General features: G+C 67.8%; 14 protein-coding genes and 4 tRNA genes. 12 read left to right on the top strand and 6 right to left on the bottom strand.

The genetic code is table 11. The features are described from left to right. Nucleotides 1-30: 30 nt before the first annotated feature. The 3 genes from ACFUUZ_RS24875 to ACFUUZ_RS24865 all read right to left on the bottom strand — a co-directional run bounded on the left by ACFUUZ_RS24875 (nucleotide 31) and on the right by ACFUUZ_RS24865 (nucleotide 294). A tRNA-Val gene (locus ACFUUZ_RS24875) sits at nucleotides 31-105 on the bottom strand. A gap of 1 nt (nucleotide 106) precedes the next feature. Beyond that, nucleotides 107-177, bottom strand: a tRNA-Cys gene (locus ACFUUZ_RS24870). Nucleotides 178-221: 44 nt separating this feature from the next. After that, nucleotides 222-294: transfer RNA gene (locus ACFUUZ_RS24865), tRNA-Gly, on the bottom strand. Nucleotides 295-523: 229 nt separating this feature from the next. Between ACFUUZ_RS24865 and ACFUUZ_RS24860 the strand changes: the two genes are divergently transcribed. Further along, a tRNA-Val gene (locus ACFUUZ_RS24860) sits at nucleotides 524-595 on the top strand. Between the two features lie 355 nt (nucleotides 596-950). Here the strand turns inward: ACFUUZ_RS24860 and ACFUUZ_RS24855 are convergent. The 3 genes from ACFUUZ_RS24855 to ACFUUZ_RS24845 form a co-directional block, all read right to left on the bottom strand. Continuing rightward, nucleotides 951-1,178 (bottom strand): hypothetical protein, encoded by a 228-nt coding sequence (locus ACFUUZ_RS24855; RefSeq protein ID WP_378700151.1) that lies wholly within the window; start codon nucleotides 1,176-1,178, stop codon nucleotides 951-953. Between the two features lie 708 nt (nucleotides 1,179-1,886). Then, a complete protein-coding gene (gene pyrF, locus ACFUUZ_RS24850) occupies nucleotides 1,887-2,579 on the bottom strand; it encodes an orotidine-5'-phosphate decarboxylase (RefSeq protein ID WP_378700149.1) in 693 nt (230 codons plus the stop codon). An 8-nt stretch (nucleotides 2,580-2,587) separates the two neighbouring features. Next, a complete protein-coding gene (locus ACFUUZ_RS24845; RefSeq protein ID WP_378700147.1) occupies nucleotides 2,588-3,349 on the bottom strand; it encodes a GntR family transcriptional regulator in 762 nt (253 codons plus the stop codon). A 129-nt stretch (nucleotides 3,350-3,478) separates the two neighbouring features. On the opposite strand from ACFUUZ_RS24845, the gene ACFUUZ_RS24840 reads away from it, so the two are divergent. Genes ACFUUZ_RS24840 through ACFUUZ_RS24790 form a run of 11 tightly spaced genes read left to right on the top strand, consistent with a single transcriptional unit; the run spans nucleotide 3,479 to nucleotide 11,539 of the window. After that, nucleotides 3,479-3,937, top strand: coding sequence for a hypothetical protein (locus ACFUUZ_RS24840; RefSeq protein WP_378700145.1), 459 nt, complete (start codon nucleotides 3,479-3,481; stop codon nucleotides 3,935-3,937). After that, nucleotides 3,934-4,218 (top strand): hypothetical protein, encoded by a 285-nt coding sequence (locus tag ACFUUZ_RS24835; protein ID WP_378700143.1) that lies wholly within the window; start codon nucleotides 3,934-3,936, stop codon nucleotides 4,216-4,218. Before ACFUUZ_RS24840 ends, ACFUUZ_RS24835 begins: the two co-directional genes overlap by 4 nt. Before the next feature lie 3 nt (nucleotides 4,219-4,221). Further along, the gene (locus tag ACFUUZ_RS24830) at nucleotides 4,222-5,028 is read left to right on the top strand and encodes a DUF2637 domain-containing protein (RefSeq protein WP_378700141.1); all 807 of its coding nucleotides are present in this window, start codon (nucleotides 4,222-4,224) and stop codon (nucleotides 5,026-5,028) included. 24 nt (nucleotides 5,029-5,052) lie between these two features. Continuing rightward, entirely contained in the window at nucleotides 5,053-6,369 is a 1,317-nt protein-coding gene (locus tag ACFUUZ_RS24825) for an FtsK/SpoIIIE domain-containing protein (RefSeq protein WP_378700139.1), read from the top strand. A gap of 11 nt (nucleotides 6,370-6,380) precedes the next feature. After that, nucleotides 6,381-6,842, top strand: coding sequence for a hypothetical protein (locus ACFUUZ_RS24820; protein WP_378700137.1), 462 nt, complete (start codon nucleotides 6,381-6,383; stop codon nucleotides 6,840-6,842). Then, nucleotides 6,839-7,009, top strand: coding sequence for a hypothetical protein (locus tag ACFUUZ_RS24815; protein ID WP_378700135.1), 171 nt, complete (start codon nucleotides 6,839-6,841; stop codon nucleotides 7,007-7,009). The genes ACFUUZ_RS24820 and ACFUUZ_RS24815 overlap by 4 nt, the downstream gene beginning before the upstream one ends. Next, a complete protein-coding gene (locus ACFUUZ_RS24810; RefSeq protein WP_378700133.1) occupies nucleotides 7,006-7,659 on the top strand; it encodes a hypothetical protein in 654 nt (217 codons plus the stop codon). Before ACFUUZ_RS24815 ends, ACFUUZ_RS24810 begins: the two co-directional genes overlap by 4 nt. After that, complete coding sequence (locus ACFUUZ_RS24805; RefSeq protein WP_378700131.1) at nucleotides 7,656-8,480, top strand: hypothetical protein; 825 nt, start codon at nucleotides 7,656-7,658, stop codon at nucleotides 8,478-8,480. The genes ACFUUZ_RS24810 and ACFUUZ_RS24805 overlap by 4 nt, the downstream gene beginning before the upstream one ends. Continuing rightward, nucleotides 8,477-10,186, top strand: coding sequence for a replication initiator (locus ACFUUZ_RS24800; RefSeq protein WP_378700129.1), 1,710 nt, complete (start codon nucleotides 8,477-8,479; stop codon nucleotides 10,184-10,186). The genes ACFUUZ_RS24805 and ACFUUZ_RS24800 overlap by 4 nt, the downstream gene beginning before the upstream one ends. 10 nt (nucleotides 10,187-10,196) lie before the next feature. Further along, nucleotides 10,197-10,415 (top strand): excisionase family DNA-binding protein, encoded by a 219-nt coding sequence (locus tag ACFUUZ_RS24795; protein ID WP_378700127.1) that lies wholly within the window; start codon nucleotides 10,197-10,199, stop codon nucleotides 10,413-10,415. Then, nucleotides 10,415-11,539: a tyrosine-type recombinase/integrase gene (locus ACFUUZ_RS24790; RefSeq protein ID WP_378700125.1), complete on the top strand. Its 1,125-nt coding sequence runs from the start codon at nucleotides 10,415-10,417 to the stop codon at nucleotides 11,537-11,539. Before ACFUUZ_RS24795 ends, ACFUUZ_RS24790 begins: the two co-directional genes overlap by 1 nt. The last annotated feature ends 77 nt before the right edge of the window (nucleotides 11,540-11,616 follow it).

The raw sequence follows: 11,616 nt of genomic DNA, 5'->3' as shown, positions 1-11,616 counted from the left end.
GCCCCGGTCTCTCGACCGGGGCTGACCTGGTGGTGCGCGATACTGGGATTGAACCAGTGACCTCTTCCGTGTCAGGGAAGCGCTCTCCCGCTGAGCTAATCGCGCGAGGTGGAGACGGGAATCGAACCCGTGTGCACGGCTTTGCAGGCCGTTGCCTCACCACTCGGCCACTCCACCGCGCAAGGGGGACGGCAACTTTCGCTACCTGGCCCTACCTCTCGAGCGGATGACGGGATTTGAACCCGCGACCCTCACCTTGGCAAGGTGATGCGCTACCAGCTGCGCTACATCCGCATTTCGCCTCCTCGGGGGCTTTTGAGCCCTCCGTGGTGCGAGACAGAACATTAGCCCACCCGCGCTGCAAGGTACAAATCCGCTGGTAGGCGGCTTGCTGGGGCGTTAATGCCCGGGTCGCGCACGGCGTGCGTGAATTCTCCCAGGTCGGAACGCGATTTGGTACCGCGCGGGCACCCCGTGCTAATGTTCCAACTCGTTCAGCCGCTCCGCGGTCGAGCGAAATCCCGGTCCCATAGCTCAGCGGGAGAGCGTCCGCCTCACACGCGGAAGGTCGCTGGTTCGAAACCAGCTGGGACCACAAAATGCCCTTGACTTCAGTGCAGGTCAGGGGCGTTTCCGTGTCGGTAGCCGGGTGGCATCCTTACCCCGCTTTCGCCATTGTTGACCTTGATTTTCCGGGCTGAGGGGCACGTCCGGGGCACGCCTACCGGCTTCCGATGCATCGGTGACTTCCCTTTCCCTGCTTCCTCATACTGGCTGTCCCTGGCTGAGGGAGGTCGTGTCAAGGGCGCTCTTTCCCTTGACTCGGCCGAGTGAAGTCAGACAATCGGGCCATGAGGAGGCAGGGGTTCCCCAGCTCGATGCCGTAGACCGGACCGCACAGCCTGGCTGGCGGAAACCGGGTGATGGGGGCCAAAGCCCCCGCCGCCGGATCAGGTGCCGTCGCAGCCGCAGCCCATGCACAGCAGCAGCGTCTCGTCCAGGTACCAGGCACCGCGAGTCCACGTGCAGGTGCCGGGCTCGAAGGGCCATTCGTGGTCGGGGAACACCGCGCGGCCGACCTCGACCGGGGTGCCATCGGCGCAGTCGCGGACGGTGGCGGTGGTCCACTCGCCGCCGAGGTGGGAGATGTCGGGGAGTTCGTCGATCGGGTAGCTCATGTCGGGTGCCTTCCTGCCGGGGTGGTCTGACTGAGGGCGTCTCGATCACGGCTGTGCTGGGTGTCAAGAGTTGCGAAGCAATCACGCAGTGACGCCGTAGGCGCTCTTGATGCCCGGCGCAGTCGTGATAGCCCTCGGATCGGTCAGACCGTCCCGGCAGGACCGCACAGGGCGCGAGACGGGCGAGGAACTGCCCGGAATCGGACGCAACCCGGGAAGCACCGGCGCCAACCTTGCAACGGCGCCTACCCCGGACCCGGCGCGATGTTCCCCGACCACGAATGGCCCGGACCGGACCACAGCCGGTGGACCGGGCAGAGTGCCGGTCGATTCGGATCGACTGCGGGAGGTCAAGCCGGGGACGGCTCACGGCGTGCCCAGCACTGCTCGGTGAACGAGAAAGCGGCCCGAGCCGGTGAGTCTGCGTGCTGCCACGTCGCCAGAGCGCATGCCCGATTACGTGAAATGGAGCGGATGCGCTCCGGTGGTCTGCGTGCCGTCCGACGCGCTCGACGCGCCGCGGCGACCGCAGTTCAGGGAGCCGCGCTGCGCGTCGTAGCGCGGCGGCGGCGCGTAGCGCCGCCGGTGCGCCTTGACTCTATATAGCGAATTTCCGCAACAACTCGAACTCGTGGTGCTGACGCAGCAATGCCCCGGTCGATACAGCATTGTCGGTGCTGTACCGCCGGGGCATGTTCGCGGGTGAAGCTACACGGCTTGACCAACCTCGGCCAAGATGCGCTCTGCGGCCTCTCCGGGTCGATCGGAGTTCGTCACCGCTCGGCCGATGACCAAGATGTCGGCTCCGCTACGAATGGCACCCGACGGTGTGGCAACTCGGGCTTGGTCGTGCGTCGGTGTGCCTTCCGGTCGGATGCCGGGCACAACCGTGAGGATCGTCGGCGCAACGGCTCGGATCACAGAAAGATCGGTTGCAGCACAGACGATTCCGCCGCAGTTCGCGGCCACGGCGGCTTCAACTCGCCACCGGAGTGCTTCTTCGGAGGCATTCGGGTCGCTGGTGAGCACGGTGACCGCGAGCACAGTCGGCGCGTCAACCCCCGCGGAACGCGCTCCCTCATCGAGCCCGGCGACTGCGGCTTGCATCATTTCGACACCGCCGGATGCGTGGACGGTCAAGAATCGAGCGCCGAGCGAACCGAGCACTTTGCTGGCTCCGCGCACGGTGTTCGGGATGTCGTGGAGTTTCACGTCCACAAACACGTCCATTCCGAGTTCTCGGATTTCCTCGACCGCCCGTTGACCAGCTGCGCTGAACAGCTGTAGACCAACCTTCGCGATTCCGATGCTCGGTTGCACCTCTTTCGCGATGGACACAGCCTGATCGAGATAGCTGGTATCGAGGGCGATTGCGAGCTTATTTCGTGCGTCGTTGGACAAAGTTCCTCCTACTGGTCGTTCTCGGACAAGGGCGCTTCGAAGGTCTCGAAGGTGATGACGTGGCCGTGTGCGGGGCGTACGTTTATTACCGCTTCGAGCGGTTCGCCGTCGGCGCCGAATGTGCCGTGGCTGTGCTCGAAGATGACGCCGGGCTCGGGCAGCCCGAAGATCTCGCTTTCGTCGCTGGTCGCTGCGCGGGCACGGATCTGATTCTCGGTTCGGGTGACGACGTGTCCCGCACCCTCAATCAACGCGACGACTCGGATTTGACTGTCGTTTTCGAGGGCGGGAACTTCTCGAACGATGGCCTCCGGAAAGAACATGAACGTGTTCTCGCTCAGAACGTCGTTCACGAATGTGCGGCTGTGGCGGCGGAAGATTCGCACCCCCGTGTCGAGTTTCAAAAGGGCCGCAACGAGGGGCGGGGCCTCGATCCATTCTCGCCCAACAGTGTCTTTCCGGACGTTCCCATTGACATCGCCCGCGAAAAGAAGTCCCTGTGCCGCCCGCGCCCGCGCGTATCGACCAGTCATCGGCCAGTTGGTGGCGCGAAGCTCGGGCGGTATCGGGATGGCTCGCATCCCGGGGCGGTAGATGAGCACACCTTCGGCGGTGAGGTGCTGCACCGCACGCCCGGCGGTCTTCTCGTTCACGTCGAATCGTTCGGCCAGTGCGGCGTTGCTCGGAAGAGGTGACCCGTCGTACTGACCGGCCAAGACCTCCGCTTTCAGCGTCTCGGCGATGGAGACGTACTCAGGCTTTCTCGGCATTTCGACAGGATACAGGCGTCTAGGGGGCTAGCCCATCTCCCCTATCCACCCCGTAGACAGGTACCTAGTACCTAGGTACTATGTAGTTAGTGGATAGCCACTGACTACCGAGCCAAAGGGGTTTGAAAGATGGCGATCAAGAGGGGTTTTCGGTTCCCGATCGAGTCGGGGCAGGCGTTCCCGGAGAAGCTGCTGTTGATGGGTGAGATTGGCCCGTCGATCAAGTACAACCCGGACCGCAGCGCGTTGGCGGAGCAGGAGCGGGACTTCAACCCGAAGACCGGGGAGGGGTCGGGACTGCCGCTGTGGAGCGCCACGGTGAGCGATCCGGATGAGGCGAAGGCCAAGCGAGCCTCGTTCGAGATCAAGTTCATCTCCGAGCACCGGCCGGTTCCGGCGGGGCAGGAACTGGCGGCGGGTATCTGGCTGATCGAGCTGGAGGGCCTGACCGCGGAGCCGCGCGTGATGGGGCAGGGGGACTTCAAGTACCTGGGCTACGTCTACCGGGCGACGGGGATCAAGGGCGACAACAACACCCCGAAGACCGCGGTCAACGGCAACGGTGCGGGCGCGAAGGCGGGTGCGTGATGACCTACGTCAATCTGCACGCGATGCGGCTGTCCGGGGTCAAGGTCGACTACAGCGCGGCACGGGTGTCCACCAGCGGCGGCTACGAGGTTGAGCACTCGGCGGTGGTGGATGTGCACCTGGGCCGGTGCCACGAGGTGTACGTGTCGTTGTCGATCGAGGACGCCCGCGCGCTGCTGGCCGCGCTGCCGGGTGTGCTGGCCGAGCACGACGCCGCCGAGGCCGCGACCACCGATACCACCACCGGCGATGACGCGGTGGATGCCGGGAAGGCGGCGTAGGTCGTGTCCGAGCACTCGACGGCGATGCGGGCGGCCCGGTGGGTTGCGGTCCTGGTGATCGTGACCATCGGCGTCGCCGCCTTCGCTCTCTCGTTCGCTGCGCTCGAAGAGTTGGCGATCATGGCCCGCACCCCTGAGCATCTGGCGTGGCTGTGGCCGGTGATCGTGGACGGCACGATCATCCAGGCGACCATCTCGATGCTCGTCCTTGCGTCGGGGCCGGAGCGGCGCTGGTTCCTCGGGGTGCTGGTCTGCGGCGCCCTGGTCTCGGTCACCGGCAACTCCGTGCATGCGGCGATGGCGGGTGAGCACCTGCCCTGGTGGGCCGCTGCTCTGGTCGCCGCGGTGGCTCCGGTGTCGTTGCTGGTGGATACGCACGGGCTGGCGATGCTGTTCCGGGCCTCCAACCGCGACACCGCTTCGGAGCCCGTGGCCGAGCCCGAACAGTCCGCGGTCGTGGTCTCCGACCCGAGCCCGGTCGATCCTCCTCGCCCGGCCCCGGTGCGTCGCCGCAAGCCCGCCGCTCGTCGCGATCCGGCCAAGGTCGCCCGCGCGATCGAGATGCACGCCGACGGCGCGAAGTTCCCCGACATCGCCGCCGCGCTTGGGGTCTCGCCCTCGACCGCCCGCAACTACGTCGGCAAGGCCAAGACCGCCGACACCCCGGCCCCGGCACTTGCCGCGCCGCAGCCTCAGCCGACCGCGGCGTCTCCGGCGTCGTTCACGGCCCCGATCCGTCCTGTTCTTGCTGCCCCGCCTCGTCCGGTGGTGCAGCCGATGCTGCCGCTCACTGTGGCAGCTGGGGGGTAACCCGCCATGTCTCTGGAAGCTCTCATGGTCACCACCACCAGCGTCGTCGGCGCCGGTCTGCTGACCTGGTGGCGATACCTCGACCACCACACCACCCGACCCGACTCCCTCGACCAGATCGTCCAGGCGGCTCCGCCGGAGTTGCGGACCGCGGCGTTCATCCTGGCCGACCCCGCCCAGACCAACATCATGTTCGAAGCCCTCAAGCTCGGCTCCCGCGAGCACGGGTTCCCGCATGTGGTCGCCTGGGGCTACACCGACCACGGCATCGACGCCGAGGTGCAGTTGCTCGGCGGGCAGAAGCCGGGCGACTGGACCAACGACGACACCACGGCCACCCTGGCGACCTACTTCGCGGTGCCTGAGGTCACCGTGGTCTCGACCGAACCGTCCCACGTCCGGATCCAGGTGCGGACCTTCGATGTGCTGGGCGAGACCATCGACGCCACTGCCCCGGCCCCGGCGCCCGTGGTGAAGGTGGTGACCGCAGCGTCGGTCGGGGTCGATCTGGAGTCGATCCCGGTCGGGGTCACCGAACTCGGTGTGTCGTGGCGGGTGCGAATCCTGTACTCGCACATCCTGGTTGCGGGCGCTACCGGCTCGGGCAAGGGCTCGGTGCTGTGGTCGATGCTCGATGGTCTCGGTCCCGCTATCCGGGCCGGGCTGGTGGATGTGTGGATGGCCGACCCCAAGGGCGGGGCGGAGTTCGGGCGCGGGGAGAACCGGCTGTTCGTCCGCTTCGCCGTCGACTCGGAATCGATCCTGGCCATGCTCAAAGAAGCGGTCGAGGTGATGCGTGAGCGGCTGGCCCGGATGCGTCACGACGGGCTGCGCAAGCTCGTTCCTACGACTGATGAACCACTGATCGTGATCATCATCGATGAGGCCGCGTCGCTGTCGTCGTATGCCACCCGCGAGGAGCAGAACGAGTTCCGGCGCCTGTCCGGGCTGCTGCTGTCCCAGGGCCGCGCTGCCGCGGTCACGGTGGTCGCCGCGCTGCAGGACCCGTCGAAGGAGACGATGCCCAACCGGCAACTGTTCCCGGTCCGCATCGGGCTGCGCCTGGACGAGCCCACCCAGACGGCGATGGTTCACGGCCAAGGCGCTCGGGATCGGGGTGCGCGCTGCGACAAGATCAGCGAGGACACCCCCGGCGTCGGCTATGTCGGCGAAGACGGCACGACCGGATTCGTGCGGGTGCGCGCCTTCTGGGTGGACAACGACGCCGCGAACGCCATCGTGGACGCCTACAGCCCCGCCCAGCCCGACACCGCCCCGGCCGCGGATTACTCCGGGTTCGACCCAGACGACCTCGGTGACGAAGGCGGGGTGGCGGCGTGAGGCGCGGGTTCGTGACCGAATCGCACGTGGTCGTCTACTGCGACTCCTGCGGGGACCTCTACACCGGCAGCGATGGCGAGTCGGTCTGCTTCGACACCCGCTACCAGGCGATCGCCTACCTGAACTGCCTGCCCGGCCCGGCTCGCTGGGTCTACGACGGCGACACCATCATCTGCCCCCGCTGCCAGGGCGCCACCCGCTGCGCCGAGCACGCCCACTCCTTCCCCGAAAACCGAGGCTCCCTGATGTCCGATGTCCGAAATCTGTTCTTCGACAACCCGAACCACGGCCGCGACCGGGACGCCGAGCTGGTGGTCGACACCCGCGCCGAGCGTCGCTGCCGCTGGGAACGCTTCGGCGCGGACCCCCTGGCGGTGGTGGTGCACCTGCTGGCCGAGACCGGCGACGCCCCCGGCTGGCACCTCGACCTCGACCTGCACGGCGGGGACGACGACTGGCCGGAGGCGGCATGAGCACCACCGGCAAGCCCGCCGCCGACGAGGTGCACCCGATCGTCGCCAAAGCCGCGGCCGGGGTCCGCAAGCGCCGGACCCGCAACACCGCCCCGATTCCCTTCGCCCCGACACCGGGCCAGCTCGAACTCTTCGCCCCCGCCGACCTGGAGGACCAGCAGCCGTGAAGACCACCACCACGACCACCGAGACCGGCACCGACCCCTTCGACGCCATCCTCACCGGCGCCGGATACGCCCTGCTCTACACTGGCTACGCCGCCGCCCTGGCGATCAAGTGGGCGGTGCTGTTCCCGGTCATCTCCGCTCCGCTCGGGTTCTCGGTGCTGGCCGGGGTCCTGCTGGGCTGGCCGGTCGGCCTCGGGCTCGGGCTCGTGTTCACCGCGGGGATCATGCTCTGGCGACACCGGAGTCCGGAGATGTTCGAGCGGTGGGTCACCGACCGTGTCCGCACTCGGTTCCTGACCTGGTGGCGCTACACCCGCCGCTGGCGTCGCCTGCTGGCTGCCTGCAACCTCACCCTCCGCGACGGCGAGCGCACGTTCTGCCCGCGGCTGCTCTCGGTCGCGGTCGGCACCTCCACCGACGTGGTCCGGGTGAAGATGCTGGCCGGGCAGTCCCCGGCCGACTTCGAGAACCGCGCCGAGCACCTGGCCCACGCCTTCGGCGCCGACGCCGCCCGCGTCGCCATCACCGGCCCGGCCACCGTCGAACTGTCGTTGCGCTACGGCGACACCCTCGCCCAGACCATCACCCTCCCGACCCACCGGCACCTGCCCGGCGCGCTGGGCTCGATCGAGAAGGGACAGGCGGCGTGAGGTTTTACCTGGGCAGCCACCACCCCGGTTGGCTGACCCGCACCCCGGTCCCCTTGTTCATCTCCGATGTCCGCCTGTCCCGCTACAAGAGCTTGCCCCGTGCGATCGGCCGGTGGGCACTGGACTCCGGCGGGTTCTCCATGCTCAGCGTGCACGGCACCTGGGACGCCGGTCCCACCCCGGCCGAGTACGCCGCGCGGGTGCGCCGCTACCGCGACGAGGTCGGCGGCCTGGACTGGGCGGCGCCGCAGGACTGGATGTGCGAGCCGTTCATCACCGACCGCACCGGCCTGAGTGTGGCCGAGCACCAGGCGCGCACGGTCACCAACTACCTGACCCTGCGTGACCTCGACCCGGACCTGCCGTTCGTGCCGGTGTTGCAGGGCTTCGACCTGCCCGACTATCTCGCCTGCGCCGACCTCTATCAACAGGCCGGGATCGACCTGGGTGGGGTGCAGGTGGTCGGGGTCGGGTCGGTGTGCCGTCGCCAGGGCACCCGCGACGCCGCCGCGATCATGACCGCTCTCTGCCAGCACCTGCCCGGGGTGCGGTTGCACGGGTTCGGGATCAAGACCAGCGGCCTGCACCAGTACGGCGCCCTGCTCGCCTCCGCGGACTCGATGGCCTGGAGCTACGGAGCCCGCCGCTCCGACCCGCTGCCCGAGTGCACGGGGCACAAGAACTGCGCGAACTGCCTGACCTATGCCCTCGGCTGGCGCACCAAGGTCCTCGACGCGATGACCACCCGCCACCACACCGTCAGCACCCGCAGCCGTGACCGCGGGCAGCTGGCGCTGTTCGACCTGGAGGACGCCGCATGACCCACACTGCCACCACGGTGGTGAACGATGACCCGTCACAGCCCGCCGTCTCCCGGCAGACTGCGGCGGATCGTCGTGCGCTCCCGAACCTCAACGAGATCGCCGAATCCGCCGCCGAGCACGAAGGCGTCTGCGCGCGGATGATCCCGATGCGCGCGTTCGACCGCGACACCGGCCGCATCTCCTACATCGGCGTGCCATGCAAGTCCACCATCGCCTCGGTCTGCCCCGCGTGCGCGAAGGCTGCCCGCTACACCCGCATGATCCAGTGCAAGGAAGGCTGGACGCTGGCCGAGGAGCCGCAGCGGGACGAGCCGGAAGTCACTGCGGCACAACGTGACCTGCTCGATGCTCGGGTGCGGATGTTCACCGAGTACCACGCCGCACGCCAGGAAGGTGACGACGAAGCAGCCGACGCGATCCGCGAACTCGTCGGTGAACTCGACGCCGAGTTGAAGGAGTCCGGGGCGCGTGGCCCGTTCCCGCCGCTGGACCCCAAACCGCGCCGCAAGGCCAAGTCCACCCGGCGTCGAGACGACGTGCCCGACCTGCCCCGCAAGAAGGTCGCCAAGCGCACCGTGGGCCGGGAGTACGCGGGCAAGTACCGGCCGTCGACCTTCTTCACCCTGACCCTGCCCAGCTACGGCCGGATCAACGAAGCGCCCAACGCTGAGGGCGAGATGGTCAAGGACGGCTCCCCGGTGCACCCGGACTCCTACGACTACACCCAGGCAGCCCGCGACACCATACACCTCAAGGCCCTGTTCACCCGCTGGGTGCAGAACCTCCGGCGCGCGGTCGGCTGGAATGTGCAGTACTTCGCCACGGTCGAGCCGCAGAAGCGCGGCGCTCCGCATCTGCACATTGCCATGCGCGGCACGGTGCCGAACGAGATTCTGCGGGCGGTGACTGCGGCGACCTACCGCAACATCTGGTGGCCGCACCACGACCGCGAGGTCTACACCGATGACCTGATGCCGGTCTGGGACCACCAAGCGAACACCTTCGTTGACCCCGACACCGGGCAGCCGTTGACCACCTGGGATGAGGCGCTGGAGGTCATGGACACCGTGGACGAGCTGGAGCCCGCGCACTCGCTGCGCTTCGGTGCCCAGTGCAAGACGGTGCAGATCCTGGCCGGGTCGGACGAGGAAGACCGCAAGGTCAAGTACCTGACCAAGTACCTCACTAAGTCGGTCACCGAGATTCTCGAGCCCGACAGCGTCCGGGTGGCGGTCCACTACGACCGGCTCCAGGAAGAACTCAAGCGCACCCCGTGCTCGAAGACCTGCGCGGTGTGGTTGCGCTACGGCATCGTCCCTCACGGCGCGAGCGCCAAGACGGTGGCCGGTCGGTGCAAGGGCAAGGCGCATCGCCGTGAATGCCTCGGGCTGCCCGGCCAGCGGGTCATCTCCTCGGGGCTGTGGACCGGCAAGAGCGTGGAGGACCACCGCGCCGACCGGGCCGAGTTCGTCCGCCAGTACCTGGCCGCGGCGGGAATCGAACGGCCTGAACCGGCGAACCTGCGCATCACCCCGATCCGCCCCGGCGACAGGGACGCGCCACCCCGCGCGCATCTGGTGATGGCGGCTGTCGCTGACCGGATCAGGAAACGCGCCGAGTACGACGCCGCCCGCCTGGCCATCGCCGCGGATGGGCCACCGGGGACCGAGATTCTTTCCGCAATTCAGCCAGCAGCAGCGTAGGGGAGTGGAGATGGACAACAGACCGGAGTACGTGGGAGTGAAGGGGGCGGCGGTCTACCTCGGTACCGGTGAGCGGTTCATCCGCCGGTTGGTGGCCGAGCGGCGGGTGGTCTTCTACAAGGTCGGTGGGCTGGTGCGGTTCAAGGTCGCGGACCTGGAGGCGTATGCGCAGGCCGGGCGGGTCGAGGCGATCGAGGTCCGCTGGCACGGTGGAAGGGCGGTGGCCTGATGCCTGCTCGCCGCCGGTTCGGCAAGGTCCGCAAGCTGCCCTCGGGCAAGTTCCAAGCGTCGTTCATCGGCCCGAACGGGTTGCGGCAGAACGCCCCGCAGACCTTCCGGACGAAGACCGATGCTGACCGCTGGCTGGTGAAGGTCGAGGCCGACATTAGCCGAGGAGCCTGGCTGGACGAGAAGCTGGGACGGCAGCGGTTCGAGGACTACGCCAAGGCGTACCTGCGCGAGAACTCCGACGTGGGGCCACGCTGGGAGGAGACCTGCCTTCGGAACATGCGCCTGCACATGACCGACCTACTCGACCGGCCCTTGGTGGCGATCACCGCGCCGGTCGTGCGCACCTGGCACGCGAACGCTCTCGCTGGGAAGGGTGGCCGGACCTCCATTCAGCAGTCGTACCGATTCCTGCGGGCCGTGATGAATCAGGCCAAGCGGGACGGCGCGATCATGGTCAACCCCTGCTCGATCAAGGGCGCCGGTACCGACCGGGCCAAAGAACGCAGCATCGCCAATGTCGAGGATGTCGCTGCGCTGGTGGAGGCGATCTATCCGCGGTACCGAGCGGCGGTGCTGCTGGCGGCGTGGTGCGGGTTGCGCCGGGGCGAGATCATCGGGCTGAACGTGGTGGACGTGGACCTGGTGGCGAACGTGGTCCAGGTCCGACGCAACTGGGTCGAGCTGCTGGAGTCCGATGAGGCATTCGAGGCGGACCCGAAGACCGACGCCGGTGCTCGTCCGGTGGCGATCCCGCCGCACCTTCGCCCGTACCTGATCGAGCACCGCGAGCAGTGGGCCGGGCCGGTGTGGATGTTCGTCGGCCGTGACGGGCAGCGGATGCGGGGTAACGCGATCTACCAGGCGTTCGTCCGGGCGCGGAACAAGGTCGGGGTCTCGGTGACCTTCCACGACCTGCGGCACACCGGGCAGAGCTTGGCTGCACTCACCGGAGCGAACTTGGCCGACTTGAAGAAGCGCCTCGGGCACTCCTCGAACGCTGCCGCCAGCCGATACCTACACGCGGTGGACGGCCGGGACCGCGAGGTCGCCGACGAGCTGAGCCGGATCGCTGCTCGGGGCAATGCCGCCGAACTGCCGCGTCGGATCGTCGTGAAGCACTGATGCTCTTGGAGGCACGGATGGGGCACGGATTTGGTTTCCGTGCCCCTGAACTGCGATTATGCTCCTGCCTCACACGC

Origin of the sequence: Nocardia sp. NPDC057353 (genome assembly GCF_042667085.1) — a bacterium.
In the GTDB taxonomy this organism is placed as follows: domain Bacteria; phylum Actinomycetota; class Actinomycetes; order Mycobacteriales; family Mycobacteriaceae; genus Nocardia.
The sequence above is the reverse complement of the archived record's forward strand: the minus strand, read 5'-3'. Positions and strand labels throughout refer to the sequence as shown.

Excerpts from the sequence above, each read along its gene's own strand:
- ACFUUZ_RS24825 (WP_378700139.1), top strand. The coding sequence starts at position 5,053 with ATGGTCACCACCACCAGCGTCGTCGGCGCCGGTCTGCTGACCTGGTGG.
- ACFUUZ_RS24855 (WP_378700151.1), bottom strand. The coding sequence starts at position 1,178 with ATGAGCTACCCGATCGACGAACTCCCCGACATCTCCCACCTCGGCGGC.
- ACFUUZ_RS24815 (WP_378700135.1), top strand. The coding sequence starts at position 6,839 with ATGAGCACCACCGGCAAGCCCGCCGCCGACGAGGTGCACCCGATCGTC.
- ACFUUZ_RS24795 (WP_378700127.1), top strand. The coding sequence starts at position 10,197 with ATGGACAACAGACCGGAGTACGTGGGAGTGAAGGGGGCGGCGGTCTAC.
- ACFUUZ_RS24845 (WP_378700147.1), bottom strand. The coding sequence starts at position 3,349 with ATGCCGAGAAAGCCTGAGTACGTCTCCATCGCCGAGACGCTGAAAGCG.
- ACFUUZ_RS24800 (WP_378700129.1), top strand. The coding sequence starts at position 8,477 with ATGACCCACACTGCCACCACGGTGGTGAACGATGACCCGTCACAGCCC.
- ACFUUZ_RS24790 (WP_378700125.1), top strand. The coding sequence starts at position 10,415 with ATGCCTGCTCGCCGCCGGTTCGGCAAGGTCCGCAAGCTGCCCTCGGGC.
- ACFUUZ_RS24840 (WP_378700145.1), top strand. The coding sequence starts at position 3,479 with ATGGCGATCAAGAGGGGTTTTCGGTTCCCGATCGAGTCGGGGCAGGCG.